We start from the raw sequence: 26252 nt of genomic DNA on the forward strand, positions 1-26252 counted from the left end.
GGGTAGTCTGCTGGGCGTGTCCACCACCTCCCGTACCCCCCGCCACGGCCGGCCCGCCGCCGATTCGCTCGTCCTCGACACCCGCGTCCTCGGACGCGCCCCCGGCTCGATGGTGCCGGTGCAGCGTGCCGCCGTCCTCCCCTCGGCCATCGGCGTGGAGTTCATCCGGATCCCCGAGGGCTCCGAGGTGGACCTCGACCTCATGCTGACCTACGTCGACGAGGGCGTGCTCGTCACCGGCTCGGTCACCGGTCGGGCCGAGGTCGAGTGCGCGCGCTGCCTGGGCGAGTTCTCCGCCCCGGTGGGCGTGGACCTGACCGACATGTACGCGGCCGAGGGCACCGCCGCGGCCGAGGCCGCCGAGCAGGACGAGGTCCGCCTGCTGGATGGCGACCTGCTCGACCTCGAGCCCGCGCTCGTCGACGCGTTCGGTCTGGAGTTCCCCATGTCGCCGACGTGCACCGACTACGGCCACGACGAGTGCATCAACCCGGACACCCCCGCTCCCGACGGCGTCTCCGGCGACGCCGAGGGCCGGATCGATCCCCGGTGGGCCGGGTTGGCGGAGAAGTTCGGGTCAACCGGAGCCGGCGACGCCGGTGAGGACCGCGCGTGACGGAGCAGCCGTCGCCACTGGACTCCGTCCTGGGGGTCGCCCTCCCCGTCGACCTCGCCACCCAGGCTCTGACCCACCGCTCGTACGCCTATGAGCACGGCGGCCTGCCCCACAACGAGAGGTTGGAGTTCCTCGGCGACGCGGTGCTCGAGTTGGTCGTGACGGAACACCTCTACACGGCGTACCCGGATCGTCCCGAGGGCGACCTCGCCAAGATCCGTGCGAGCCTGGTCAACACCTATGTCCTGGCCGACATCGCCCGCGAGCTCGGTCCCGGCGGCCTGGGAGATCACCTGCGGCTCGGCCGCGGTGAGGAACTGACGGGCGGCCGCGACAAGCACTCGATCCTCGCCGACACCCTCGAGGCGGTGTTCGGGTCCGTCTACCTGACCCACGGGCTCGAGACGGCCCGGGGTCTGATCGAACGGATCATCGGTGACCGACTGCAGGTGGTCCCGCATCTGGGGGCGGCCCTCGACTGGAAGACCAGTCTGCAGGAGAAGTGCGCGTCGACGGGCAGGCCCAGGGTGCGGTACGAGATCACCTCCACCGGGCCGGACCACGACAAGACCTTCGCCGCGGTGGTGTTCGTGGGCGACGAGTCCCTGGGCGAGGGGACCGGTCGCACCAAGAAGGAGGCCGAACAGAAGGCCGCCGAGCAGGCGTGGGCCGCCCTGGACGGGACCACACGCTGACGTGCCCGAGCTACCCGAGGTCGAGGTCGTCCGCAGGGGCCTGGCCGATCACGTCGTCGGTCGTGCGATCACGTCCGTGGAGGTCACCGGCGCCCGCACCGCGCGCCGGCAGCCGGGCGGCGCCCCCGAGATCGTCGCGCGTCTGACCGGCCGCACCGTCAGCGGCGCCCGGCGTCGCGGCAAGTACCTGTGGCTCACCCTGGACTCCGACCACGCGGCGGGGGCGGACTGTCTGCTCGTACACCTGGGGATGAGCGGGCAGATGTTGGTCACCGAGGGCGGTGCGCCACCGGTACGCCATCTGCACGCGCGAGCCGAGCTCGACGACGGCAGGGAGCTGCGTTTTGTCGATCAGCGGACGTTCGGCGGGTGGACCGTCGTACCACTGGCGGAGGCACTCGACGGCACGGGGCAGCTCCTGCCCGCGCCGGCCGCGCACATCGCGGCGGACCCGTTCGAGCCCGGGTTCGACCCCCTCGCCGCCGCCCGGACGATCCGACGCCGGGACACCGAGATCAAGCGCCTCCTGCTGGATCAGACCGTGGTCTCGGGGATCGGCAACATCTACGCCGACGAGGCCTTGTGGCGCTCCGGTCTCCACGGCCGCCGGCGGTCCGGCGCCGTGACACTCCGCGCCGTGACCGGGGTCCTCGAGCACGCCCGCGAGGTGATGGCGGACGCGCTGGCGGCCGGCGGCACCTCATTCGACGCGCTGTACGTCAACGTCAACGGCGCCTCGGGGTACTTCGATCGCTCCCTCGACGTCTACGGACGGGCGGGCCTGCCGTGCGCGCGGTGTGGGACGGCCGTGGTGCGGGAGGACTTCATGAACCGCGGTTCGCACTTCTGCCCGGTCTGCCAGCCCGCGCCACGCCGGTCCCGCCCGCCACGTCGGTCCCGCGCGCCGCGGCGGGGCTGAGGTGGCCCGCGGACCGGTCGTACGATGACCGCATGACTGAGTCGACGCCCCCCACCCCCACGCAGACGCCCGCGCCGGCCGCCCCGCAGGCGGCGCACCCCGCTCCCGATCTCCGTGTCGAACGCACCGGGACCCGACGCTACGTGGGGACATCTTCCCGGGGAGCCCGGGTCGAGATCGGCTCGGCCGACGTCGAGGGGGTGTTCACCCCGGGGGAGTTGCTCAAGATCGCGCTCGGGGCCTGCACGGCCATGGCCTCCGACTTCACGATCTCCCGCCGGTTGGGTGACGACTACGCCGCGACCGTTCGCGTCTCCGGAGACGCCGACCGCGAGAACGAGCGATACCCGCTGCTGGAGGAGAGCTACGAGCTCGACCTGTCCGGGCTAGACCCGGCGATGGCCGAGCGACTGGTGGCGATGATCCGGCGCTCGGTGGACTCCGCGTGCACGGTTGGCCGGACGCTCACCGCGGGGACCGAGATCGCGCTGGGGTTCGAGACCGGCGGCGCCGACGCCGAGACCGGCGGCGCTGACGCCGGAAACGGGGGCGGCGCGGCATGAGCGCACCGGATCCCGACCAGGTCCGGCTGATCGCCTGGGTCCACGGCAGCGTCCAGGGCGTGGGCTTCCGCTGGTGGACCCGCAGCCGCGCACTCGAACTCGGCCTGAGCGGGTACGCGGCCAACAAGCCGGACGGACGCGTCCACGTGGTGGCGGAGGGACCGGAGTCGGCGTGCCGTGCCCTGCTGGAACTTCTCCGCGGCGGCGGGACCCCCGGCCATGTGGACCTCGTCGTCGACACCTGGGAGCCGGCGCGGGGCGGACTCCCGGGATTCGTCGAACGCTGACCTAGGATCGACAACCGTGTATCTCAAGTCGCTGACGCTCAAGGGCTTCAAGTCCTTCGCGGCGCCGACGACCCTGAGATTCGAGCCCGGCATCTGCTGCGTGGTGGGGCCCAACGGGTCGGGTAAGTCCAACGTCGTCGACGCCCTGACCTGGGTCATGGGTGAGCACAGCGCCAAGTCGCTGCGCGGCGGCAAGATGCAGGACGTCATCTTCGCGGGGACCGCGGGGAAGCAGCCGCTCGGCCGCGCCGAGGTGACGCTCACCCTGGACAACTCCGACGGCGCCCTGCCGATCGACTACGCCGAGGTGTCGATCACACGGCGGATGTTCCGCGACGGCGCCGCGGAGTACGAGATCAACGGCGACCGCGCCCGGCTCATGGACGTGCAGGAACTGTTGTCGGACTCGGGCATCGGCCGCGAGATGCACGTCATCGTCGGCCAGGGCAAGCTCGCCGAGATCCTCGAGTCCAAGCCGGAGGAACGCCGGGCGTTCATCGAGGAGGCCGCCGGGATCCTCAAACACCGGCGCCGCAAGGAGAAGGCACAGCGCAAGCTCGCCGGTATGCAGGGCAACCTGGACCGGCTGAACGACCTCACCACCGAACTGCGGCGCCAGCTCAAGCCGCTGGGACGGCAGGCCGAGGTCGCGCGTCGGGCGCAGACCATCCAGGCCGACCTGCGCGACGCCACGTTCCGCCTCGCCGCCGACGACCTCGTCACCCGTCGACGCGAACTCGCGGACGCCGAGAGTGTCCGCGCCCGGTTGGCGGACCAGGTCGCGCAGGCGGTCGACCGCCGGGATGCGCTCACACGCTCCGTGGCCGACACCCAGGCCGAGCTCGATCGGTTGACCCCGGACGCCGACGCTGCGCAGCAGCGGTGGTTCGCCCTGTCGACGTTGGCCGAGCGGGCCCGCGCCACCGCCCGGATCGCCGCCGACCGCGCGCGGTCGCTGGCCGCCGAGGTCGCCGTGCACCACGGCACCGACCCGGACGAGCTCGACCGCCAGGCCGAGCGGGCCGCCGCGCACGAGGAGGAACTCGCCGCTCAGGTCGACGCCGCCGCCGAGAAGGCCCGTCTGGCGACCGAGGCGTTGGGACGGGCCGAGTCGACGCTCGCCGCGCTCGAGGCCGAGCACCTCAAGGCCGTCCGGGCGATCGCGGACCGCCGGGAGGGCGTGGCCAGGCTCGCGGGCAAGGTCGAGACCCTCGCCGCGAGAGTGGAGTCCACCCAGGCGGAGATCGCGCGCGTGGACGCCGAGGCGGAGGTCGCGCGCACCGCCGTGGTCGACGCCGAGGCCGAGTTCGACGCCGTCCACGCCAGGGTGGGGGCGCACGAGCAGAGCGAACGGACCCTCGACGAACACCTGGGGCGGGCCGAGCGCGCCCACCTCGCGGCACGGGCCCGGCTCGCGGAGTTGCAGGGGATCGAGCGGGAGGCCGACCAGCGGATCGCGCGGCTGGCCGCCCGGATCGAGACTCTCGAGCAGAACAAGGGCGCCGGGGACGGCGCCGAGTGGGTCCTGCGGCATCTCGGGGCCGACGCCGTCGCCGGGACGGTGGGGGAGATGCTCGGCGTCCGCGACGGGTGGGAACGCGCCGTGGGGGTCGCCCTCGGGCCGGCCGTCGACGCGGTGGTCGTGGACACCTCCGTGAACCGCCGGCAGGTCCTGGCGGCCCTGCGGGAGGCCGACGCGGGCCGGGCGGGTCTCGTGGGAGCCGGGACGCCGGGTGGCGACTACCGACTGGAGGTCGACCTGGTCGGCGGGGCACGCTGGGCGCTGGACGTGGTGGACGTCCCGGAGGACCTCGTGGCGGCGGTGACCGCCCTGTTGGTCGACGTGGTCGTGGTCGACGACCTCGCCGCCGCCCACGCCCAGGTCGAGGCGGACCGCCGCGTGCGCGCGGTCACCCGCGACGGTGAGCTGGCCGGTGCGGGGTGGACCGTGGGCGGGTCCGCGTCGGGGCGCACCGGGTTGGAGATCCAGTCGGCGATCGACGCCGCGGTCGTCGAGCGCGACGCCGTTCGGGCCGAGATCGAGACCACCCGCGCCGAGTTGGCCGGCGCGGCGGCCGAGGACACCGAGCGGGCGGACCGGTTCTCCGAGACGCTCGCCGCCATCAGCGAGTCCGACGCCGCGATCGAGGAGATCTACGCGGAGCTCGCCCGTATCGGCCAGCGGCGCCGTCGCGCCGAGGCCGAGGTGCGGCGCCTGGAGCAGACCCGCCGGATCTCGGTGGACAAGCTCGACGCCGCGCGCGCCGAACACGCCGAGCTGACCGACCGACTCGCCAGGGCCGGGGACGACGACGACGAGGTCCGGCCACCCGAGGACGACGGGCGTGGTGCCGCGCAGGCCGCGGTGGCCTCGGCCCGGGCCGCGGAACTCGAGGCCAGGCTCGCCCACCGGTCCGCCGAGGAACGGGCCGCCGGCGTCCGCGGCAAGTCGGCGTCCCTGCGGCGGGCCGCGCAGGCGGAGCGCGAGTCCCGGGCCCGGGCCGCCAGGGCGGCGGCGCAGCGGCGCCGCGGCGCGGAGGTCGCCGGCGTGGTCGACGAACTCAGCGGGCGGCTGCTCTCGCGGCTCGACGAACTCATCACCGCCGCCGGAACCGAGCGGGACCGGCTCTCGGCCGCGCGCGCCGAGGCCACCGCCGGTGTCGCCGCGCTGCGCGGTGATCTCGCGGCGGCCGAGTCCGAGGTCTCGAGGCTCGGCGACGCCGCCCACCGCGACGAGATCGTCCGGGCGCAGCTCGAGGTCAAGGTCTCGGAGCTCGAGGCGGCGGTGCTCGAGCGTCACGGTATCGAACCGCAGGCCCTCGTCGAGGAGTACGGCCCGGACGTGGACCTGCCGCCGTCGGCGTTGGAGATGCAGGAGTACGAGGCGGCTCGCGAGCGCGGCGAGGACGTGACCCCGCCGCCGCCGATGCCGTTCGTGCGCGCCGAACAGGAGCGTCGTCTCAGGTCGGCGCAGAAGGACCTGGCCACCCTGGGCAAGGTCAACCCGCTGGCGTTGGAGGAGTTCGCTGCCCTGGAGGAGCGCTACGCGTTCCTGTCCACCCAGCTCGACGACGTGAAGAAGGCCCGGTCCGACCTCGAGGGGGTGATCGACGACGTCGACGAGCGCATCGAGCAGATCTTCACCGAGGCGTGGGTCGACGTCGAGCGCGAGTTCCGGGGTGTCTTCTCCACGCTCTTCCCCGGAGGGGAGGGGCGACTGATCCTCACCGAGCCGGAGGACATGCTCGCCACCGGGATCGAGGTGGAGGCGCGGCCACCGGGAAAGAAGGTGAAGCGGTTGTCGCTGCTGTCCGGCGGCGAGAAGTCGCTCACCGCGGTCGCCATGCTGGTGGCGATATTCAAGGCCCGCCCCAGCCCGTTCTACGTCATGGACGAGGTCGAGGCGGCGCTCGACGACACCAACCTGCGGCGGCTCATCGGGCTGTTCGAACAGCTCAGGGAGACCAGCCAGCTCATCGTCATCACCCACCAGAAGCCCACCATGGACGTGGCCGACGTGCTCTACGGCGTGTCGATGCAGGGCGACGGCATCTCCAAGGTCATCTCCCAACGCATGCGCTGACCCGTCGACGGCGCCCCCCCGGCGTCGCGCTGGCAGGATGGGGTCATGACTCACTCAGAACTGTTCATGGACCCCAGTCTCGCGCGTGCCGCGCGAGCGTTGTGCCTGGTCTCCACCAAGGTCGTCGCCCTTCGCTCCGGGGTGAACGAGGAGAGGATCCGGGACTACGAGCGCGGGGCGGGCGACCTCGACGAGGCCGAGGTGCAGGCCCTCACCGACGCCCTGACCCATTTCGGTGCGCGCTTCATCCCGGAGAGCGACCGCGGGGGAGTGGGCGTGCGCCGCAAGTTCACCCGGACCAAGGTCAGGATGATCGAGACGTGGGAGGGCGAGGGCGGACCGGTCGGGGAGGACGACGTCTAGGTCACGGACGGCCCGGTCGTCACCCGAGTGCGACGTGCCGGCCTTCGTGCACGTGGCCAAGGCGGCGCCGCTCGCTCACGAGCGCCGGAAGACCGCCCGGAGCCGTTCACGGTTGACCACGCCGATCGCCCGCAGCGGGATCCCCGCCGGGCACACCCGCGAGCACTCCCCGTAGAGCGAGCAGGGACCGAACTCCTCGTCGGCGGCGCTGACCATCTCGCGGGCGCGGGCCGCGCGGTCGGCGCCCGCGACGGGCATGAGGGCGAGGTGCCCGAGTTTGGCCCCCACGAACAGGTTGGCCGAGCCGTTGGGGCAGGCCGCCACACACGCCCCGCACCCGATGCACGCCGCGAAGTCCAGTGCGGTCTCCGCCGTGTCGTGACCCTGGAGGGTCGAGTCCGCGTCCGGGGCGGCGCCGGCCGGGATTCCCACATGGGCCGCGGACTCGACGACCCCGTCCAGAGCGGACCGGTCCACCACCAGATCGCGGATGACGGGGAACACGGCGGCGCGAAGCGGTTCGATGCGCAGGGTGTCCCCGTCGGCGTAGGGGGTCAGCCGCTGGTGACACGACGGGGTGTTCTCCGCGGGACCGTGCGGGCGACCGTCGACGGTGACGCCGCAGGCCCCGCAGATGCCCTCGCGGCAGTCGGAGTCGAACGCCACCGGTTCGATGCCCGCGTCCACCAGGTCGCCGTTGAGGACGTCGAGCAGCTCCAGCACACTCATCTCCGGCCGTGCGTCGCGGACCTCGAACTCCTCGTACCGTCCGGCCTCGTGTGGCCCGGACTGCCGCCAGATGCGCAGGGTCAGTCTCATCGGTAATCCCTCGCGGTGGGGGCGACCGCCGAGAACTCCAGCGGTTCGGCGTGTCGGGTGAAGGACCGGGGCCCGCCACGGTCATCGCCCTCGGAGGCCCAGGCGGAGGTGAAGGCCCACCGACGGTCGTCCCGCCGGGCCTCGCCGTCGGGCGTCTGGTGCTCGTCGCGGAAGTGGGCGCCGCACGATTCGTCCCGGTCCAGCGCATCCACGCACATCAGTTCCGCCAGTTCGAGGAAGTCGGCGACCTGCCCGGCCAGTTCGAGCACCTGGTTGAGGTGACCGCCTGTGCCCGTGACCCGCAGGTCGGTCCAGAACCGGGTCCGCAGGTCACGGATGCGCTCGATCGCCCGGGTCAGGCCGTCGGCCGTCCGTGTGACGCCGCACCCCGAGTAGAGGATCTCGCCGAGCTCACGGTGGAAGTGCTCGGGCCCGGTCGAGCCGCCCACCGCGAGCAGGTTCCGCACCCGCGACCGGGCGCGGGCCACGGCGGTGACGACCACCTCGTCGTCGTCGCCCGGTAGGTCGTCCCCGAGGCGGGTGGCCAGGTGCGCCGGCACCGAGTAGGGAAGGGTGAACCACCCGTCGACGCTCGCGCTGAGCAGGGAGTTGGCGCCGAGCCGGTTCGCGCCGTGATACGCCCAGCCGCATTCGCCGCCGACGAACAGGCCGGGGATCGACGTCTGCAGGTCGAAGTCGCTCCACAGCCCGCCCATCGTGAAGTGGCACGTCGGCGCGATGCGCATGGGTACGGCGTACGGGTCCTCGCCGGTGGCGTGGGCGTACATCTCGAACAGGTTGCCGTAGCGCTCGGTGATCGTCCCCCGGCCGTCGCGGGCCAGGGCGTCACGGAAGTCCAGGTAGACGGAGTTGCGGCGTGGCCCCACCCCTCGCCCGGCACGGATCTCGGAGGTGATCGCCCGGGAGGCCACGTCGCGGGGCACGAGGTTGCCGAAGGCGGGATATCGGCGCTCGAGAAAGAAGTCGCGGTCGGCGTCCGGGATCTCCCCGGGCGGCCGATCGTCGCCGTCGTGGAGCGGGACCCAGACGCGGCCGTCGTTGCGCAACGATTCGCTCATGAGGATCGTCTTGGCCTGCCAGTCGTTGTCCTTGGGCAGCGCGGTGGGGTGGAACTGCACGAACGACGGTGAGGCGAACAGGGCCCCCCGCTGGTGCGCGCGCCACACCGCCGAGGCGTTGGAGTGGATCGCGAGCGTGGAGTCGTGGAAGACGGTCCCGTAGCCACCGGTCGCGAGGACGACCGCGTGCGCGGTCTCGGCCCGGATGTGGCCGGACACCAGGTCACGGACCACCACACCGTGGCACCCCGAATCGTCGACGACGAGGTCGAGCATCTCGTGGCGGGTGTGCAGCGTGACGGCGCCGGCACGGATCTGCCGCTGCAGGGCCGAGACGCCCGCGAGCTGGAGTTGTTGGCCGGTCTGACCGCGGGAGTAGTACGTGCGCGAGACCTGCACGCCGCCGAAGGACCGGGTCGACAGGACGCCGCCGTACTCGCGTGCGAAGGGGGTCCCGATGGCGGAGAAGTGATCGATCACCCGCGCGGATTCCTCGCCCAGCCGGAACGCCTCGGCCTCCCGCCCACGGAAGTCCCCGCCCGAGACGGTGTCGGCGACGAACCTGGCCACGGAGTCTCCGTCCACCCGGCGGCCGCGGGCGGCGTTGATCCCGCCCTGGGCGGCCACGGAATGCGCGCGCCGGGCGGCGTCGTGGTAGGTGAACGCGGTGACCCGGTAGCCGAGTTCGCCGAGGGCGGCCGCCGCGCCGGCCCCGGCCAGGCCCGTGCCGATCACCACCACGTGGAGGTGGCGGCGGTTGGCCGGCGCGACCAGGCGGTAGGCGTCGCGACGCCTCGCCCAAGCGGAGGCCGGGTCGCCCCCGGGTGTGCCGGAGCTCAGCACGTGTCCCTGTCGTGCGTCGGGCATGAGGACGGGGGGCGGGGTGAAGGTCACGTCAACCACCCGGCCTGGACCGCGATCGGGATAGCGGCGTTGCCCAGCAGCACGGCCACCGCGGCGATCCCGCCCACGGTCGTGATCACCGCCCGGCTCCGGGCGCCGGTCACCCCGAGGTCGCCGGCGGCGGTGCGGACCCCGTGGGCGACGTGCAGGGCCAGCAGCACCATGGTGATGCCGTAGAAGGCCGCGACCCAGGGCCGCGAGAAGCTGGCGACCAGATTGGCGTACGCCGTGCCGGGCTCGAACGCCTCCGACGCCGCGGGGGCGGTGCCCGTGGTCATGTCGAGGACGTGGAAGACGACGAAGAGCAGCAGCACCACGCCGGTGAGCAGCATCGAGCGGGCGCCGAACGAGCCGGCCGTCAGGCCTGTCCGCCGACGGTGCGGGCCCGCGGACGCGTGGGAGCGCCGCACCAGCACGACCGCGCACCAGACGTGCGCCACCAGGCCCAGGACCAGCACGACGCGCAACGCCCACAGGACGCCCTCGTGGGGGACGAGGGGGTACAGCAACGTCCGCAGCCACGCGGCGTAGGCGTCGAAACCCGTGGCCCCGCCGAACACTTTGAGATTGCCGACCATGTGCACCACCACGAAGGCGGTGAAGAGCAACCCCGTCACCGCCATGATGGTCTTGGCGAGCCAGGTGGGCGGGGCCGGGGCCCGGCGGAGGGGGCGCCGGCGTACGGACGTACCCCCTGGCTGGGCGGCGAGCTCGACCACGTGGGCTCCTCCCCGGACGACGACAGACGCCAGTCTAGGTCCGCCACAGCCCCCCGGGACCGAGATGGCGACGGGTGCGGTCGGCCATACTGGGCACCGTGACTACCACCACCTGGATCATCATCGCCGTCGCCGCGGTGCTGCTGCTGGCCATCATCGCCCTCGTCGTGGGTCTGCAGCTGCGGAAGAAGCGGCAGATCTCCCTCACCAGGGCCGCCGAGCGCAAGGAGCTCACCCGCGAGGAGCGCTCCGGCAACTATCAGGCCGGGACGGGGTTCTCGTTCGCCCAGGGAGGGGGCGGCGCCACGGCGGCCCCGCCCAGGGAGCCGGTGCGCCGTGACCCGACGCCGCGGGAGGACCTGCCGCCGGCGACACCGGCCCCACGGCCCCCCGCGCCGCCGTCCGCTGCGACGGGGGCGGCCCCCGCCGCCGAACCCGCCGCCGAACCCGCGACCGCGCCGGATACCGCGCCCGAGACTGCCGTCCCCGCGCCCGAGCCGGACGTCGATCCCGGCCCGACCGAGGCCACCGAGGTCGTCGAGCCCGCCCCGGTCGAACCCGTCGTGGTCCCGCCCGAGGTGCCCGACGAGGAGATCCCGGCGCCCCCGGAGACGGTCACCGGGACCCCGGAGCCGGTCGCCCCGGTCGAGCGCATCGACCCGGCCGCCGGCCGCCTCGACCGCCTGCGGGGCCGCCTCGCGCGGTCGCAGAACACCGTGGGCCAGGGGCTGCTGGGTCTCCTCGGCGCCGGCGATCTCGACGAGGACGCCTGGGAGGAGATCGAGGACACGCTGATCATGGCCGACCTCGGTTCGGCCACCACCGAGCTCGTCGTGGACCGCCTGCGGGCGGAGATCGCCACCCGACAGGTCCGCACCGAGGCCGAGGTGCGCGATCTGCTGCGGCAGACCCTCATCGACAACCTCCACCCCGAACTCGACCGCTCGCTGCGTGCGCTGCCGAACGACGGGACGCCGGCCGTCCTCCTCGTCGTCGGCGTCAACGGCACCGGCAAGACCACCACCACCGGCAAACTCGCCCGCGTCCTCGTCGCCGACGGTCGCGAGATCCTCCTCGGCGCCGCGGACACGTTCCGCGCCGCCGCCGCGGATCAGCTCCAGACCTGGGCCGAGCGGGTGGGCGCCGAGGTGGTCCGCGGCAAGGAGGGCGCGGATCCCGCCTCCGTCGCCTTCGACGCGGTCACCCGCGGGGTCGAGACCGGCGTGGACGCCGTGCTCGTGGACACCGCCGGTCGCCTCCACACCAAGACCGGGCTCATGGACGAGCTCGGCAAGGTCAAGAGGGTGGTGGAGAAGAAGACCCCCGTCGACGAGGTCCTGTTGGTGATCGACGCCACCACCGGGCAGAACGGGCTCATGCAGGCGCGCGTGTTCAAGGAGGTCGTCGACATCACCGGTGTCGTGCTCACCAAGCTCGACGGCACCGCCAAGGGCGGCATCGTGTTCCAGGTCCAGCACGAGTTGGGCGTGCCCGTGAAGCTCGTCGGACTGGGCGAGGGGGCCGACGACCTCGCGCCGTTCACCCCCGAGGCCTTCGTCGACGCGTTGCTCGGCACGTAGGTCCCGGGCGACGCGGCCGGGATACGCGCCCGGGCGGCCGGGACACACGACCGGAACAGGGGACCCGAGCGCGTTACAACCCCGAAACATCAGGGCACATCCGGTGCAACACGACCAAGGAAATCTTCATGTCGACGGGGAGCGAAGAGTCGCTCACCACGTACGAGACGAGGAGGACCGCACCGTGATAGGTGACAGTGTCGCGTTGCTCGCCCAGGAGGCGACGCCGGAGATCGATACGGGAGACACGGCCTGGATGCTCATCGCAGCATCCCTGGTACTGCTCATGACGCCCGCCCTGGCGCTCTTCTACGGCGGCATGTCCCGGCAGAAGTCCGTGCTGAACATGATGATGATGTCGTTCGGCGCGATGGGCGTGGTCGGCGTGATCTACCTGCTGTGGGGATGGTCGATGTCCTACGGCAGCGAGTCGGTCCTGGGGCTGTTCGCCAACCCCTTCGAGATGTTCGGGCTCTCCGGGGTGATCGGTGACGCCACCGAATGGGCGGTCTCCGGCTCCGGCGCCTACCCGCAGGTCGTCGACGTCGCCTTCCAGGTGACCTTCGCGATCATCACCGTCGCGCTCATCTCGGGCGCGATCGCCGAGCGCGCCCGGTTCGGCACCTGGCTGGCGTTCGTCGGCGTCTGGGTGACCCTGGCGTACTTCCCGCTCGCCCACATGGTGTGGGGCGGCGGACTGCTCTCCCACTCGGACAGTGGGCTGGCGGCCATGATCTTCGGGACCGTCGACGACGGCGAGGGCGGGCTGACCGCCGCCGTGGCGCCCGTCGACTTCGCCGGCGGAACCGTCGTGCACATCAACGCCGGTATGGCCGCGCTCGTCCTGGTCCTGCTCGTCGGCAAGCGGCTCGAGTTCGGTCGCACCGCCTACCGCCCGCACAACCTGCCGCTGGTTATGCTCGGCGCCGCCCTGCTGTGGTTCGGCTGGTTCGGGTTCAACGCCGGTTCCGCGTTCGGTGCCAACGGCGCGGCGGGCCTGGCGTGGGTCAACACCACCGCCGCCACCGCCGCCGCGATGCTCGGCTGGCTCCTCGCGGAGCGTATCCGTGACGGCCACGCCACCAGCCTCGGTGCCGCCTCCGGCGTGGTCGCTGGCCTCGTGGCCATCACCCCCGCCGCCGGCTCCGTCCACCCGCTCGGCGCGATCGCCCTCGGTGCGATCGCGGGCGTGCTGTCCGCGCTCGCCGTCGGCCTCAAGCACCGCTTCGGCTACGACGACGCCCTGGACGTGGTGGGCGTGCACCTGGTGGCAGGACTCTGGGGCACCATCGCCATCGGCCTGTTCGCCACCGGCACCTTCGGAACGGACGCGGGAATGTTCTACTCCGCGGACGGCTGGCGACTCCTGGTGGTCCAGATCGCGATCGCCGTGGCCGCCCTCGTGTTCACCGGCATCATGACCGCGATCGCCTGGGCGATCTGCCGGCCGCTCGGCTGGAGGATCGACAAGGCCGACGAGCAGGCGGGCATCGACGGTGCCCAGCACGCCGAGAGCGCGTACGAGGCCTCCACCAACGCGCTCATCCGCTGAGCCGACCACTTCGAAAGGAACCCACGACATGAAGCTCGTCACCGCGATCGTCAAACCGTTCACGATCGACGATGTCAAGGCAGCACTGGAGCAGGCCGGTATCCACGGCCTCACCATCAGCGAGGTCCAGGGATACGGACGCCAGAAGGGCCACACCGAGGTCTACCGCGGCGCCGAGTACGCCGTGGACTTCGTCCCCAAGATCAGGGTGGAGGTGGTGGTCGACGACGAGACCGCCGGCACCGCGGTCCAACTGATCGTCGACGCGGCCCGGACCGGAAAGATCGGCGACGGCAAGGTCTGGGTGACCCCCGTCGAGAGCATCGTGCGCGTCCGCACCGGTGAGGAGGGCACGTCCGCGATCTGACCCTCGGGCAGAACCCGGCGCGCGGTCGCCCCGTCACAGGGGCGGCCGCGCGCCGTCGCGTACTGCGGACGCCACCCTCGCCCGGTCCCGCGCAGACCGTGCGCAGCCGTTCACAAAGGTGAAACGTGTACGCCCCGAGGCGGTGACACGGAGGCGACATTCTGGACCCGACGGATGAGGGAAGGGGAGTGCCATGGCGGTCACGGCCGACGGCGAGCGCGCCACGGCGCTGCGGGCGGGACGCGAGCGGATCCTCTCCGCCCCGCGTGAGAGCCTGCCCGCCGCGCCGTTGAGGGACGCCCTGTGCGAGCTTTACGAGATGGAGCTGGGACGGCTCGCCGACGAGGCCGGGATCGGCCCGGGGTCGGGGTTCGCCCTCATCGCGTTCGGCGGGTTGGGACGCCGGGAGGTTCTGCCACACTCGGATCTGGACCTCGTCCTGGTCCACGAGCGGCGGCCGGACCGTGACGTGGGCGAGCTGGCCGACGCACTGTGGTACCCGCTGTGGGATTCCGGCGTCGGACTCGACCACAGTGTCCGCACGGTCGACCAGTGCCTGGCCGTGGCCGCTGCCGACGTCTCCGTCGGGCTGAGTCTGCTGGACGCGCGCGTGATCGCTGGCGACGCGGATCTGGGAGCGCTCGTCGTGGACGGCGCCCGCCGGCAGTGGCGGGACCAGATCGCCTCCCGCTTCGACGACCTCGTCGACGCGGCGGCCGCCCGGCGCCACCGGGCCGGGGTGATCGCGCACCGCAGCGAACCCGACCTGAAGAACGGGGCCGGTGGGCTCCGCGACGCGCAGCTCGTCGCCGCCCTGGGCCTGGCCCACCTCAGCGACGGTCGGCCCGTGGTCCCCGGTGGGATGGCGCGCGCGCACCGGCTGGTGCTGGACGCCCGGACCGAACTACACCGCGTCAGCGGACGCCCCCGCGAGGTGCTGCACGCCGAGTACGGGGACGAGGTCGGCGAGGCGCTGGGTCTGGGGGACCGGTTCGATCTCGCCCGGGCGCTGAGCGACGCCTCCCGGACGATCGCGTTCACCGCGGACCAGGCGATCCGTGGCTCGTGCGCGGCGCTGTCCTCCCGGGGACTGACCGGCCTGCTGCGGAGGTCGCCTGTCCGTCGGCCCCTCGACGACGGGGTGGTGGAACATGCGGGGGAGGTGACGCTCGCCCGCGCGGCCCGCGTGGCCGACGACCCCTGGCTGGCGCTGCGGGTGGCCGCGTCCGCGGCCCGGTTCGGGCTGCCGATCGCGACCTCCACCCTCGGTGTCCTCGCCGAACGCTGCCCCGTCCCGGACGGTCAGTGGCCGGCGGAGGCCCTGTCGGACCTGCTCGTGCTCCTGGGCTCGGGTGAGGCGCAGATCCCCGTGCACGAGGCGCTCGACCGGTGCAGGTTGTGGGAACGGCTGCTACCGGAATGGGCGGGGGTGCGGGATCTGCCCGCCCGCGACCGGGCGCACATCTACACGGTCGACAGGCACCTGGTGCAGACGGCCGTGGAGGCGTCCCGACTCACCACCTCCGTCGCACGCGCGGACCTCCTGCTGCTCGCGGCGCTCCTGCACGACCTCGGGAAGAGCCGGGACGGCGACCACAGCGAGAACGGGGCGGACATGATCCGTCCGATCTGCGCGCGGATGGGCCTCGGGGGCCGCGACACCGAGACCCTCACGCGCATCGTGAGGCATCATCTGCTGCTCCCCGCGACCGCCGCGAGACGCGACCCCGCCGACCCCGCCACCGCCGAGGCCGTGCTCACCGCGCTGGACCGGGACGCCGTCGCCTTCGACGTGTTGGCCGCGCTCACCGAGGCGGACTCGCTCGCGACCGGGCCGACGGTCTGGACCACAGGCCGTGCCGGGGCCCACGCCGCGCTCGTGGCGGCCTGCGGCAAGGCGCTCGGCCCCCGTCCCGCCGCGGTGCAGGCGCCGACGGTGAACGCCTCTCGGCGGCACGGACCACCGGATGTCGTGGTGGGCCTCCGGGCGGCGGACTCCGGGACCACGCACGAGGTCACTCTCGTCGTACCCGGTGGCGGTCGTTCACTGGCGGTGACCGCGGAGGTCCTGGCAGCCCACAGGCTGGAGATCGTGGACGCGGAGATCGACCTGCGTCCTCCGGGCGGGATGCGCGCTCGGATGACGGTCTCCACCCGCTTCGGAGACCCGGTGGACGGACGCGTACTCCGGCAGGATCTGCGCCGCTCGATCGACTCCGGGCTCCCCGCGCCGCTGCGCGCCGCGCTGTCCCGGGGGGCGGCGCTGCCGATCGGGCCCCCGCAGGCCAGATCCTCCGTCCTGATCTCCCACCGGACCGACGCCGACGGTGTGCTGATGGAGGTGCGGTCGGAGGACCGGCCCGGCCTGTTCGCCAGGGTGGTTGCCGCGATCATCGAGGCCGGCGCCCGGATCGACTGGGTGGTGGTGCGCACCAGGGGAGCGGCGGTGGAGGACGTGTTCGCCCTCTCCGGCCCCGGAGCGGTGTTGAGTACGGCCGGTCAGGTGGAGGCGTTGCTGCCACGACGTGATCCCACGACGCCCGCCGTGGCGCATGCCGATACCCTGTGATCAGTCGTCGCCGACGACACCGGGAACCGTGCGCGCTCCCGGGCCGCGAACCAGGGAGCTGTTGCCGTGTTCGAATCCTTGTCCGACCGCCTCACAGGTGCGCTCAAGGACCTGCGCGGAAAAGGTCGGCTCAGCGACGCCGACATCGACGCGACGGCCCGCGAGATCCGCCTGGCACTGCTCGAGGCCGACGTCGCCCTGCCGGTGGTGCGCGAGTTCATCTCGCGGGTCAAGGAGCGTGCCAAGGGCGCGGAGGTCTCCGAGGCGCTCAACCCCGCCCAGCAGGTCGTCAAGATCGTCGACGCCGAACTCACCGCCATCCTCGGCGGGCAGGAGCGACGGATCGAATTCGCCAAGCAGCCCCCGACGGTCATCATGCTGGCGGGTCTGCAGGGCGCGGGTAAGACCACCCTGGCGGGCAAACTGGCGCACTGGCTCAAGGGGCAGGGGCACACACCGCTCCTGGTGGCCTGTGACCTGCAGCGGCCGGGAGCGGTCGACCAGCTGCAGATCGTCGGTGAGCGTGCCGGAGTACCCACCTTCGCCCCGCACCCCGGGACCTCCGTCGGGGGCGACGGCGAGGTGATCGGTGTCCAGGAGCCGGTGTCCGTCGCGCAGCGCGGATTGGCTCACGCCCGCGCCAAGATGCACGACGTCGTGATCGTCGACACCGCCGGTCGACTCGGCATCGACGAGGAGATGATGGCCCAGGCCCGGGGGATCCGGGATGCCGTCCAGCCCCACGAGACCTTCTTCGTCCTGGACGCGATGATCGGTCAGGACGCGGTGGTCACGGCCGAGGCCTTCCGTGAGGGCGTCGGCTTCACCGGTGTCGTGCTCACCAAGCTCGATGGTGACGCCCGCGGTGGCGCCGCGCTGAGCGTCCGCGAGCTCACCGGGACGCCGATCATGTTCGCGTCCGACGGCGAGAAGCTCGAGGACTTCGACGTCTTCCACCCCGACCGCATGGCCAGCCGCATCCTCGGGATGGGCGACGTGCTCTCGCTCATCGAGCAGGCGGAGACGGTCTTCGACGCGCAGGAGGCGGAGAAGACCGCCGCGAAGATCGGCTCCGGCGAGCTCACGCTCGAGGACTTCCTCGACCAGATGTTGATGATCCGCAAGATGGGGCCCATCGGGAACCTGCTCGGCATGCTGCCCGGCGGCAAGGAGATGAAGGCCGCCGTCGGCGACATCGACGAGAAGTACCTGGACCGCATCCAGGCGATCATCCGCGGCATGACCCCCGAGGAGCGCGCGGACCCGAAGATCATCAACGGCTCGCGCCGCCAGCGCATCGCGAACGGTTCGGGGGTCACGGTCACCGACGTCAACCAGTTGGTCGACCGGTTCTTCGAGGCCCGCAAGATGATGAGCCGCATGGCGGGCCAGATGGGGATGCCCGGGGCGGGACGCAAGAACCAGCGCAAGGGCAAGAAGGGCAAGGGCAAGGGGAAGGGCCGCGGTCCCACCCCGCCCAAGCAGCGGGGGATGATGCCCGGGGGGATGCCGGGGATGCCGCCCGGGATGCCCGGTATGCCGCCCGGCGGGATGCCCGACCTGTCCCAGTTGCCGCCCGGACTCGACCAGCTCCCGCCGGGGCTGGAGGGGATCGACCTCAACGACCTGAAGTTCCCCAAGCGCTGACCGGTCCGCCCGACGCGTCGATTGGTGCGCACGGTCCCGGCCTGTCTAGACTGGTCCGCTGGACGCCGTCACCGGTGGACCCTCGTGGGTCCGTGCCGAACGGCGGTCACCCGGAAGGCGAAACCGGGCCCCGCCAGCAGGGCGGGCGCCGCTGAATCGCCACGTGACCCGCAACAGAAAGCGAGACGCCTCATGGCCGTCAAGATCAAGCTCACCCGCCTCGGCAAGATCCGTAACCCGCAGTACCGGGTCGTCGTCGCCGACGCCCGCACCCGCCGCGACGGGCGCGCCATCGAGACCATCGGTCTCTACCGCCCCAAGGAGGAGCCGAGCTTCATCCAGATCGACTCCGAGCGCGCGCAGTACTGGCTCGGTGTCGGCGCCCTGCCCACCGAGGCCGTCGAGCAGCTGCTCAAGATCACCGGCGACTGGCAGAAGTTCAAGGGGATCGAGGGCGCCGAGGGCACCCTGAAGACCGCCGAGCCCAAGCCGTCGAAGCTGGACCTGTTCAACAAGGCCCTCGAGGACGCCCAGGGCGAGCCGTCTGCTGAGGCCATCACCGCCAAGCGCAAGGCCGAGAAGGCGAAGAAGGACGAGGCCAAGAAGGCCGAGCAGGAGGCCGCGAAGGCCGCCGAGGCCGGCGAGGGCGAGGCCGCGTCGGCTGACGCCGAGACCGCCGAGGCCTGAGACAGATGAATGACATGGTCGTCGACGCCGTCGACCACCTCGTCCGCGGAATCGTGTCGGACCCCGACGCGGTGACCGTCCGGTCGAGTGGTGGTCGGCGCGGCACCGTGATCCGTGTGGCCGTCGCGCCCGAGGATCTCGGCCGTGTCATCGGTCGGGGTGGCCGTACCGCCTCCGCGATCCGGACCATCGTCTCCGCCGTCGGCGGCGACGGTGTCCGGGTCGACGTGGTCGACACTGACCGCTGACCCCGCCCGTACACGTCGGCAATCGGAGGACCTGGACCATCATGGAGCTCGTCGTGGGACGCGTCGTCAAATCGCACGGCGTCCGCGGCGAACTGGTGGTGGAGGTTCGCACCGATTCACCCGAGGAGCGATTCGCCGTCGGGACCCGACTCGTCGGGCGGGTCGGTCGGGGCGATCGGGCCACCGACCGCGACGTCACCATCGAAGCCGCCCGGCAGCATTCCGGGCGGCTTCTGGTGCGTCTGGAAGGCGTCGGCGATCGGGACACCGCGGACGCACTCCGCGGCATGCTGCTGCTCGTCGACTCGGATGCGCTGGAGGATCCGGAGGACCCGGACGAGTACCACGACCATCAACTGGTGGGACTGCGGGTACTCGACACCTCGGGTGCCACCCTCGGCGAGGTGACCGAGATCGTGCACACCGCGGCCGGCGAACTCCTGGCCATCCGGCTGGCCGACGGAGGCGATGCACTGGTCCCGTTCGTCTCCGAGATGGTCCCCGAGGTGGACGTCGTCGCGCGGACGTGCGTCATCGACCCGCCGGAGGGGCTGCTCGACCTGGGGACGTCGTGACCGCTCTCCCCGATGGTGGGGACGGGCCGCTCATGCACCTCGACGTCATCACGGTCTTCCCCGAGTACCTCGCTCCGCTGCAGTTGGCGTTGATCGGTCGGGCCGCCGACCGGGGCATAGTCGACGTCGCCGTTCACGACCTCCGGGGCTGGACCCACGACGTCCACAAGTCGGTCGACGACACCCCGTTCGGCGGTGGGCCGGGCATGGTCATGCGCCCGACGGTGTGGGGCGAAGCGCTGGACGACCTCGTGCCGCCGCCGGGGACGGCGATGAGCGAGCCGGGGGACGGTGAGACCCGCCCACTCCTGATAGTCCCGACGCCCGCCGGACGACCGTTCTCCCAGGCTGACGCGCACCGCTACGCCCGTCGACGCCACCTGCTGTTCGCGTGTGGTCGCTACGAGGGCATAGACCAGCGCGTGGTCGACGAGGCGTCCACGCGGATGGACGTCGAGGAGGTCAGCATCGGCGACTACGTCCTCATCGGGGGCGAGGTGGCGGTGCTCGTCATCGCCGAGGCCGTCATCCGCCTCCTACCCGGGGTGCTGGGGAACCGGCGCAGCCATGAGGAGGACTCCTTCTCCGACGGTCTACTCGAGGGCCCCAGTTTCACCCGGCCCGAGGTGTGGCGCGACCGGCCGGTGCCCGAAGTCCTCAAGAGTGGCGATCACGCCAGGATCGCGCGGTGGCGCCGCGACGAGTCGCTGAGGCGGACCGCCGAGCGGCGGCCGGACCTCCTCGTCCGGGCCGAGCTCGACACGGCGGACCGAGCGACGCTCTCGGCCATCGGTTGGGTTCCCCCGTCCGACTGATTTGGGTCGGCTGCGACGGGGATGGCACACTAGCGAGGTTGACCTTCCGGGCACCCCGCGTGCCTGAGGACGGTCGCGCTGATCCGGGGCACGAACCGGTCGTCCCGCCTGTGGGCGGGCGCCAGGGTCCTCTGTCCTCATTCCTGACATGCAAGGAACACAATGAACACTCTCGACTTCATCGACAACAAGTCACTCCGCGACGACATCCCGGATTTCCGGCCCGGCGACACGCTCGACGTGCACGTCAAGGTCATCGAGGGCTCGAAGGAGCGCGTCCAGGTCTTCAAGGGCGTCGTGATCCGTCGCCAGGGCGGCGGTGTCCGCGAGACCTTCACCGTCCGCAAGGTCTCGTTCGGCGTCGGCGTCGAGCGCACGTTCCCCGTGCACTCGCCCACGATCGACCGCATCGACGTCCTCGTCCGCGGCGATGTGCGTCGCGCGAAGCTGTACTACCTGCGTGCACTCCGTGGCAAGGCCGCGAAGATCAAGGAGAAGCGCTGACCGTGTAGAGCGGGTCGGGCTCGGCCGCCGTCGGCGGTGCGGGATCGACTACGCTCATCCGGGTGAGCAGCACCGATACGCCTGGACATGACGCCGCCGAGCCGGGGTCCCGTAACGACGGGGCCCCGGCTCGCGGCGTCGAGAAGAAGGGCCAGCCCTGGTACATCGAGATCCCGCTACTGGTGGTGATCGCACTGGTCCTGGTGTTCGTCTTCCAGACGTTCGTCGGACGGGTGTACCAGATCCCGTCGGAGTCCATGGAACCCACGCTGCACGGCTGCGCGGGCTGCACGGGTGACCGGATTTTCGTCGACAAGATCACCTACCGCTTCGGCGACCCCGAGCCCGGGGACGTGGTGGTCTTCGAGGGTCCCGACTCGTGGAACGAGGGGTACCAGTCCATCCGGTCGGACAACGAGGTCATCAGGACCCTGCAGAACATCGGCGGTGTGATCGGCATCGTCCCACCCGACCAGAACGATATGGTCAAGCGCGTCGTCGCGGTGGGGGGCCAGACCGTCGGGGGCTGCTCCCCGGATGGCGCACTGCTCGTCGACGGTCAGCCGCTGGACGAGCCGTACCTCAATGAGGCCCCCTCGCCGGCCGGGAACCCGCTCAATTGTGCCTTCGGACCGGTCACGGTCCCCGAGGGCAACTACTGGGTGATGGGGGACAACCGCGGCAACTCCGCGGACTCCCGCTTCCACATGGGTGACGAGTTCCAGGGAACCGTGCCCGAGGAGAACATCATCGGCAAGGTCCGGGCGATCATCCTCCCGTTCAGCCGGATCGGGACGGTGTCCTCCCCGGATATCAACGCGGGGTGAGCCCGGCGCGACCGCAGCGGCCGCGGGGAGTCGCCCTTCCCGGCCGGGTCCGGGTGACCCGTCGCGACGGCCGCCTGGCGTTGGAGGCAGCCCTCGCCCGTCGAGGTCTCGGCCCGGTCGCCGGTGTGGACGAGGCAGGACGCGGTTCCTGTGCGGGCCCACTGGTGGTGGCGGCCTGCGTGTTGGGGGACCGGCTCCACCCCGACCTGGCAGACCTGGATGACTCGAAGAAGCTCACGGCCGCCACCCGTGAGCGACTGCACGACGTCATCCTGCGCAGGGCGTCGGCGGTGAGTGTGGTGGTGATCGAGCCGGACCGGATCGACATGCGCGGGATCCACCGGTGCAACCTGGAGGGGATGCGCCGGGCGGTCGCCGCCCTCGACCCGGCACCCGGTTTCGTGCTGACCGACGGCTTCGCGGTCGACGGGCTCGGATGTCAGTCCACGTCCGTGATCGGGGGTGATGCAGTGGTCGCATCCATCGCCGCCGCGAGTGTCCTCGCAAAGGTCACGCGGGATCGGATTATGGTGGACCTCGACTCGCGGTACCCGGGGTACGGTTTCGCCGCCCACAAGGGGTACAGCACCGTGAGTCACGCCAGGGCGATCGAGCAGCTCGGTCCCAGCGGCATCCATCGGATGTCGTACGCCAACGTCCGTCGCGCCGCGCAGGCGCATTCGAGGAGCAGCACGAGATGAGCGCCGAGGATCTGGAGAACTACGAGACCGAGATGGAGCTCTCGCTCTACCGCGAGTACCGCGACATCGTCGGCCAGTTCACCTACGTCGTCGAGACGGAGCGGCGCTTCTACCTCGCCAACGCCGTCGAGCTGATACCCCGGTCCGCGGACGGTGAGGTCTACTTCGACGTGAGGATGTCCGACGCGTGGGTGTGGGACATGTACCGACCTGCACGTTTCGTCAAGTACGTTCGGGTGCTGACCTTCAAGGACGTCAACATCGAGGAACTCGACAAGCCTGAACTGCGGCTCCCGGAGTAGCACCCGGCCCCCGTTCTCCACAGCCCGCGCCGCTTCCACAGGGCGCCCCCGGCCCGATCCGCGACCAGCGGGTCGGGCCGTGTCCGTCCGGCAGGGTGAGCCCCGGCGGGCCCGGACGGACCGGGCGGCCGGGAGGGCTGGCGATGACGGGGGACGAGGCGGTGGGCGGCGAGGCGGCCGGGGACGGTGTGGATCCACGCCGACGGACGGGGCGACTCGGTGAGGACCACGCTGCGGGGTTGATGCAGGCCCGGGGTGGAGTGGTCATCAGCCGGAACTGGCGGTGCCGGGCCGGCGAGCTCGACCTGGTGGTGCTGGACGCCGCGGGGCGACTGCGATTCGTCGAGGTCCGGGCGCGCACGGGGACGGGCTTCGGCACCCCCGCCGAGTCGGTGACCCCGGACAAGCAACGCCGTCTGCGGCGGTTGGCCGCCCACTGGCTCTCGGAGAACCCGGGCCGGTGGCGCCAGGTCTGCTTCGACGTGGTGGGCGTGGACCTGGCGGACCCGACTCGGCCCCGTCTCGAGCTGTTCGAGGACGTGCTGTAGCCGTGGCGCTCGGTCGGACGTGGGCTGTCACACTGCAGGGAGTCGGTGGACAGCTGGTGGAGGTCGAGGCCGACGTGGGCCGCGGGTTGCCCGGGGTCAGCATCGTGGGGTTGCCGGACTCGGCGGTGTTGCAGGCGCGGGAGCGGATGCGGGCCGCCGTGATCAACAGTGGTCTGACCTGGCCGTCGGGCAAGGTCGTGCTGTCCCTGTCCCCGGCGGCGTTGCCGAAGAGGGGCTCGGGGTTCGACCTGTCGCTCGCGGTGGGCACGTTGACCGCGTCAGGGGAGCTGCCCGGGGCGGGCTTCGACGGCACCCTGCTGGTGGGTGAGCTGGCGTTGGACGGTCGGGTCCGGTCGGTGCGCGGGGTGCTGCCCGCCGTGCTCGCGGCGCGGGACGCCGGACTGTCCCGGGCGATCGTCCCCGCCGCGAACCTCGCGGAGGCCCGGCTGGTCAGCGGTATCGACACCGCGGGGGTCGACTCACTCGCGATGCTCGCGTCATGGTGCCGGGGCCGGGGAGCCCTGGTCACGGACGCCCCGGAGGTCCGCGCCGTGGGCGCGCAGTCCCACACCGACCTGGCGGAGGTGCACGGGCAGGACGACTGTCGGCGGGCTGTCGAGGTGGCTGCCGCCGGGGGGCACGCCGTGCTCCTGCGCGGGGCTCCCGGGACCGGCAAGACCATGCTCGCGCGTCGGCTACCGGGGTTGCTGCCGGACCTGGGGGAGCGGGACGCCCTCGAGGCCACGGCCATCCACTCGGTGATGGGACGGCTCGCGGCGCGGGATCCGCTGCTACGTCGCCCGCCGTTCGTGGCTCCCCACCACTCGGCGTCGGTGGCCGCCCTCGTCGGCGGCGGCAACAACGTCGCACGCCCCGGGGCGGTGACGCTGGCGCATCGCGGGGTGCTGTTCCTCGATGAGTGCGCCGAGTTCCCCGGCCGGGTCCTGGACAGCCTCCGCACTCCGCTCGAGGACGGCGAGGTACGGATCGCCAGGCGCGACGGCATCTCCGTCTTCCCGGCCCGATTCCAGCTGGTGCTGGCGGCGAACGACTGCCCGTGTGGCAGTGCACGGCCCGATGCCTGTACGTGCACCCCCGATGCCCGACGGCGCTACGGACGGTCGCTGACCGGGCCGTTGCGCGACCGGATCGACATCGCCGCACGGACGCTGCCGCTCGGGTCCGGGCTGTTCGCCGTGGACGAGGGTGAGGACACCGCCGCGGTACGGACGAGGGTGTCGACGGCGAGGGCGGCCGCCGCCGAGAGGTGGGCGGGTTGCCCGGAGGCCGCCGGTGCGCGGGCGAACGCCGAGGTCCCCGGCCGCGTACTGCGATCCGTAAGGGGGCTCGATCGTCGGGCGCTGCACCCCCTGGACCGGGCACTGGCACACGGGGTGTTGTCACCCCGCGGGGTCGACCGGTGTCTGCGCCTCGCGTGGACGGTCGCCGACCTGGACGGGGCCACCGTGCCGGGGGAGCCGCACGTGGCGGAGGCGCTCGTACTGAGAGGGGAGGAGTGATGCCGGTGGAACGGGAGCAGGGATCGGTGGTGTCGTCGGAGGTGCGCGCGGCCTACGCCTACCTGGGCGCGGTGACCGAGCGCCCGACCGCGCAGCTGTGGGACCTGGTGGACTCGGTGGGGCCGGTGCGGGCACGGGAGCTGATCCGCGCCGGTCGGGCCGGCGACGCGGTGGCGGCCCAGACCGAAGCACGGCGGGACCTCGTCGACGGGGAGCGGCTACTCGAGGCAGCACACGAGGTGGACGCCCGGCTCCTCGTGCCCGGTGACCCGGGTTGGCCGGGGTTCGCCCTCGAACCCCTGGACCGTCCACGCGGACGACGCCGCGCCGGGACGGGCGGGGTGCCCACCGCGTTGCGCCCGCTTGGGCTGTGGTGGCGTGGCCCCGCAGACCCGGGCCAGGTGCTGGGCAGGTCGGTCGCTCTCGTCGGGACCAGGGCGCCCACTCCATACGGGAGGGCGGTGACCGCCGACCTGGGTGGCGGGGTGTCCGCCGAAGGGTTCACGGTCGTCTCGGGTGGGGCCTTCGGGATCGATGCAGCAGCGCACCGCGCCGTCCTCGGGGTTCGCGGCACCACGATCGCGGTCCTCGCCGGTGGCGTGGATCGGCTCTACCCGCGCGGGAACGACGCGATGCTGCGCGAGATCGCGGAGACCGGCGCGGTGATCTCCGCGCAGCCCCCCGGGACCGGGGTGACGCGGTATCGCTTCCTCGACCGGAACCGGATCATCGCGGCGTTGACCGGCGCCTCCGTGGTGGTGGAGGCGGCTGCCCGGAGCGGTGCGCTGAGCACGGCGGCGTGGGCCACCGCGCTGGACCGCCCTGTCGGCGCGGTACCGGGGCCGGTCACGTCGGTCGCGTCGGTCGGGTGTCACCTGCTGCTCCGGGAGCGGGGTGCGGTGCTGGTCTCTCGGACGTCGGACGTGGTCGAGCTCGCAGGTCGGATGGGGGAGACGGCGCCGCCCCCCAGGGGTGAGCCCGGCGCGTGGGACGGGCTGGACGACGCGACCAGGCGGATCCTCGAGGCGCTGCCCACCTCGGGTGGCGCCGAGCCCGCCGAGATCGCGGCCTCGGCGGGAATCGCACCCGTCACGGCGAGGGCCGTCCTCGGCCGGCTCCTGGCCTCCGGGGCGGCCGTACGGGGCCCGGAGGGGTGGCGCAGGTGCCGGGATGGCGGGGTGCAGATGAGTTTCCCCGTGTCGTGACCCCATCGCCCGGCCCGGCTGGCCCGGCCCAGCTGGTCCGGCCCGACGTGCTTGCGCCG

26 protein-coding genes are annotated in these 26252 nt (G+C 72.2%); 23 read left to right on the plus strand and 3 right to left on the minus strand.

Going from position 1 to position 26252, the window contains the following annotated elements; genetic code table 11:
• Positions 1-16: 16 nt before the first annotated feature.
• The 7 genes from AC3DEV_RS05450 to AC3DEV_RS05480 are packed head-to-tail and all read left to right on the plus strand — an operon-like array spanning position 17 to position 7026.
• Positions 17-616, plus strand: coding sequence for a YceD family protein (locus AC3DEV_RS05450; RefSeq protein WP_067717567.1), 600 nt, complete (start codon positions 17-19; stop codon positions 614-616).
• On the plus strand, positions 613-1311 hold the full coding sequence (rnc, locus tag AC3DEV_RS05455; RefSeq protein WP_206472308.1) for a ribonuclease III: 699 nt from the start codon (positions 613-615) through the stop codon (positions 1309-1311). Before AC3DEV_RS05450 ends, rnc begins: the two co-directional genes overlap by 4 nt.
• A gap of 1 nt (position 1312) precedes the next feature.
• Positions 1313-2230 (plus strand): bifunctional DNA-formamidopyrimidine glycosylase/DNA-(apurinic or apyrimidinic site) lyase, encoded by a 918-nt coding sequence (gene mutM, locus AC3DEV_RS05460; protein ID WP_488371519.1) that lies wholly within the window; start codon positions 1313-1315, stop codon positions 2228-2230.
• Positions 2231-2262: 32 nt separating this feature from the next.
• Complete coding sequence (locus AC3DEV_RS05465) at positions 2263-2793, plus strand: OsmC family protein (protein WP_488371520.1); 531 nt, start codon at positions 2263-2265, stop codon at positions 2791-2793.
• Entirely contained in the window at positions 2790-3080 is a 291-nt protein-coding gene (locus AC3DEV_RS05470; protein WP_488371521.1) for an acylphosphatase, read from the plus strand. Before AC3DEV_RS05465 ends, AC3DEV_RS05470 begins: the two co-directional genes overlap by 4 nt.
• A 16-nt stretch (positions 3081-3096) precedes the next feature.
• Complete coding sequence (smc, locus tag AC3DEV_RS05475; RefSeq protein WP_067717577.1) at positions 3097-6663, plus strand: chromosome segregation protein SMC; 3567 nt, start codon at positions 3097-3099, stop codon at positions 6661-6663.
• Between the two features lie 45 nt (positions 6664-6708).
• The gene (locus AC3DEV_RS05480; protein WP_227022022.1) at positions 6709-7026 is read left to right on the plus strand and encodes a hypothetical protein; all 318 of its coding nucleotides are present in this window, start codon (positions 6709-6711) and stop codon (positions 7024-7026) included.
• Between the two features lie 75 nt (positions 7027-7101).
• Here the strand turns inward: AC3DEV_RS05480 and AC3DEV_RS05485 are convergent, their stop codons facing one another.
• From AC3DEV_RS05485 to AC3DEV_RS05495, 3 genes are read right to left on the minus strand one after another with little or no spacing between them, the layout of a single operon-like run.
• A complete protein-coding gene (locus tag AC3DEV_RS05485) occupies positions 7102-7845 on the minus strand; it encodes a succinate dehydrogenase/fumarate reductase iron-sulfur subunit (RefSeq protein WP_067717583.1) in 744 nt (247 codons plus the stop codon).
• Positions 7842-9791 (minus strand): fumarate reductase/succinate dehydrogenase flavoprotein subunit, encoded by a 1950-nt coding sequence (locus AC3DEV_RS05490; protein WP_488371689.1) that lies wholly within the window; start codon positions 9789-9791, stop codon positions 7842-7844. The genes AC3DEV_RS05485 and AC3DEV_RS05490 overlap by 4 nt, the downstream gene beginning before the upstream one ends.
• A 23-nt stretch (positions 9792-9814) precedes the next feature.
• On the minus strand, positions 9815-10450 hold the full coding sequence (locus AC3DEV_RS05495) for a succinate dehydrogenase cytochrome b subunit (RefSeq protein ID WP_082923992.1): 636 nt from the start codon (positions 10448-10450) through the stop codon (positions 9815-9817).
• 194 nt (positions 10451-10644) lie between these two features.
• Here AC3DEV_RS05495 and ftsY point away from each other — a divergent pair, with 194 nt between their 5' ends.
• From ftsY to dprA, 16 genes are all read left to right on the plus strand, one after another.
• On the plus strand, positions 10645-12126 hold the full coding sequence (gene ftsY / locus AC3DEV_RS05500) for a signal recognition particle-docking protein FtsY (RefSeq protein ID WP_269501238.1): 1482 nt from the start codon (positions 10645-10647) through the stop codon (positions 12124-12126).
• Between the two features lie 184 nt (positions 12127-12310).
• Positions 12311-13678 carry an ammonium transporter gene (locus tag AC3DEV_RS05505; protein WP_317468377.1) on the plus strand — a complete coding sequence of 456 codons (1368 nt, stop codon included), beginning with the start codon at positions 12311-12313 and terminating at the stop codon, positions 13676-13678.
• 28 nt (positions 13679-13706) lie between these two features.
• Positions 13707-14045 carry a P-II family nitrogen regulator gene (locus AC3DEV_RS05510; protein ID WP_067717588.1) on the plus strand — a complete coding sequence of 113 codons (339 nt, stop codon included), beginning with the start codon at positions 13707-13709 and terminating at the stop codon, positions 14043-14045.
• Positions 14046-14238: 193 nt separating this feature from the next.
• Positions 14239-16614 carry a [protein-PII] uridylyltransferase gene (locus AC3DEV_RS05515; RefSeq protein ID WP_488371522.1) on the plus strand — a complete coding sequence of 792 codons (2376 nt, stop codon included), beginning with the start codon at positions 14239-14241 and terminating at the stop codon, positions 16612-16614.
• A 66-nt stretch (positions 16615-16680) separates the two neighbouring features.
• Entirely contained in the window at positions 16681-18261 is a 1581-nt protein-coding gene (ffh, locus tag AC3DEV_RS05520) for a signal recognition particle protein (RefSeq protein WP_269501245.1), read from the plus strand.
• A gap of 192 nt (positions 18262-18453) precedes the next feature.
• Entirely contained in the window at positions 18454-18948 is a 495-nt protein-coding gene (gene rpsP, locus AC3DEV_RS05525) for a 30S ribosomal protein S16 (protein WP_120283496.1), read from the plus strand.
• Positions 18949-18953: 5 nt separating this feature from the next.
• Positions 18954-19196 carry an RNA-binding protein gene (locus tag AC3DEV_RS05530; protein WP_119192748.1) on the plus strand — a complete coding sequence of 81 codons (243 nt, stop codon included), beginning with the start codon at positions 18954-18956 and terminating at the stop codon, positions 19194-19196.
• Positions 19197-19237: 41 nt separating this feature from the next.
• Positions 19238-19771 (plus strand): ribosome maturation factor RimM, encoded by a 534-nt coding sequence (gene rimM / locus AC3DEV_RS05535; protein WP_067717598.1) that lies wholly within the window; start codon positions 19238-19240, stop codon positions 19769-19771.
• A gap of 32 nt (positions 19772-19803) precedes the next feature.
• Entirely contained in the window at positions 19804-20586 is a 783-nt protein-coding gene (gene trmD / locus AC3DEV_RS05540) for a tRNA (guanosine(37)-N1)-methyltransferase TrmD (protein ID WP_488371690.1), read from the plus strand.
• 162 nt (positions 20587-20748) lie between these two features.
• Positions 20749-21090, plus strand: coding sequence for a 50S ribosomal protein L19 (rplS, locus tag AC3DEV_RS05545; protein WP_067717600.1), 342 nt, complete (start codon positions 20749-20751; stop codon positions 21088-21090).
• A 62-nt stretch (positions 21091-21152) separates the two neighbouring features.
• Positions 21153-21917: a signal peptidase I gene (gene lepB, locus AC3DEV_RS05550; protein ID WP_067717603.1), complete on the plus strand. Its 765-nt coding sequence runs from the start codon at positions 21153-21155 to the stop codon at positions 21915-21917.
• Positions 21914-22618 carry a ribonuclease HII gene (locus AC3DEV_RS05555; protein ID WP_067717606.1) on the plus strand — a complete coding sequence of 235 codons (705 nt, stop codon included), beginning with the start codon at positions 21914-21916 and terminating at the stop codon, positions 22616-22618. The genes lepB and AC3DEV_RS05555 overlap by 4 nt, the downstream gene beginning before the upstream one ends.
• Positions 22615-22920: a DUF2469 domain-containing protein gene (locus tag AC3DEV_RS05560; protein WP_007632861.1), complete on the plus strand. Its 306-nt coding sequence runs from the start codon at positions 22615-22617 to the stop codon at positions 22918-22920. The genes AC3DEV_RS05555 and AC3DEV_RS05560 overlap by 4 nt, the downstream gene beginning before the upstream one ends.
• 143 nt (positions 22921-23063) lie before the next feature.
• A complete protein-coding gene (locus AC3DEV_RS05565; protein WP_120283490.1) occupies positions 23064-23468 on the plus strand; it encodes a YraN family protein in 405 nt (134 codons plus the stop codon).
• Between the two features lie 2 nt (positions 23469-23470).
• Complete coding sequence (locus AC3DEV_RS05570; protein WP_488371523.1) at positions 23471-24988, plus strand: YifB family Mg chelatase-like AAA ATPase; 1518 nt, start codon at positions 23471-23473, stop codon at positions 24986-24988.
• A gap of 5 nt (positions 24989-24993) precedes the next feature.
• Positions 24994-26193 carry a DNA-processing protein DprA gene (gene dprA, locus AC3DEV_RS05575; protein WP_488371524.1) on the plus strand — a complete coding sequence of 400 codons (1200 nt, stop codon included), beginning with the start codon at positions 24994-24996 and terminating at the stop codon, positions 26191-26193.
• Positions 26194-26252 lie beyond the last annotated feature (59 nt).

The sequence above is a fragment of the Dietzia sp. IBK-p2-15D genome (assembly GCF_057773105.1).

Excerpts from the sequence above, each read along its gene's own strand:
- AC3DEV_RS05465 (WP_488371520.1), top strand. The coding sequence starts at position 2,263 with ATGACTGAGTCGACGCCCCCCACCCCCACGCAGACGCCCGCGCCGGCC.
- AC3DEV_RS05470 (WP_488371521.1), top strand. The coding sequence starts at position 2,790 with ATGAGCGCACCGGATCCCGACCAGGTCCGGCTGATCGCCTGGGTCCAC.
- AC3DEV_RS05480 (WP_227022022.1), top strand. The coding sequence starts at position 6,709 with ATGACTCACTCAGAACTGTTCATGGACCCCAGTCTCGCGCGTGCCGCG.
- AC3DEV_RS05485 (WP_067717583.1), bottom strand. The coding sequence starts at position 7,845 with ATGAGACTGACCCTGCGCATCTGGCGGCAGTCCGGGCCACACGAGGCC.
- AC3DEV_RS05490 (WP_488371689.1), bottom strand. The coding sequence starts at position 9,791 with ATGCCCGACGCACGACAGGGACACGTGCTGAGCTCCGGCACACCCGGG.
- AC3DEV_RS05495 (WP_082923992.1), bottom strand. The coding sequence starts at position 10,450 with ATGGCGGTGACGGGGTTGCTCTTCACCGCCTTCGTGGTGGTGCACATG.
- AC3DEV_RS05510 (WP_067717588.1), top strand. The coding sequence starts at position 13,707 with ATGAAGCTCGTCACCGCGATCGTCAAACCGTTCACGATCGACGATGTC.
- AC3DEV_RS05515 (WP_488371522.1), top strand. The coding sequence starts at position 14,239 with ATGGCGGTCACGGCCGACGGCGAGCGCGCCACGGCGCTGCGGGCGGGA.
- rpsP (WP_120283496.1), top strand. The coding sequence starts at position 18,454 with ATGGCCGTCAAGATCAAGCTCACCCGCCTCGGCAAGATCCGTAACCCG.
- AC3DEV_RS05530 (WP_119192748.1), top strand. The coding sequence starts at position 18,954 with ATGAATGACATGGTCGTCGACGCCGTCGACCACCTCGTCCGCGGAATC.
- rimM (WP_067717598.1), top strand. The coding sequence starts at position 19,238 with ATGGAGCTCGTCGTGGGACGCGTCGTCAAATCGCACGGCGTCCGCGGC.
- trmD (WP_488371690.1), top strand. The coding sequence starts at position 19,804 with ATGCACCTCGACGTCATCACGGTCTTCCCCGAGTACCTCGCTCCGCTG.
- rplS (WP_067717600.1), top strand. The coding sequence starts at position 20,749 with ATGAACACTCTCGACTTCATCGACAACAAGTCACTCCGCGACGACATC.
- AC3DEV_RS05560 (WP_007632861.1), top strand. The coding sequence starts at position 22,615 with ATGAGCGCCGAGGATCTGGAGAACTACGAGACCGAGATGGAGCTCTCG.
- AC3DEV_RS05565 (WP_120283490.1), top strand. The coding sequence starts at position 23,064 with ATGACGGGGGACGAGGCGGTGGGCGGCGAGGCGGCCGGGGACGGTGTG.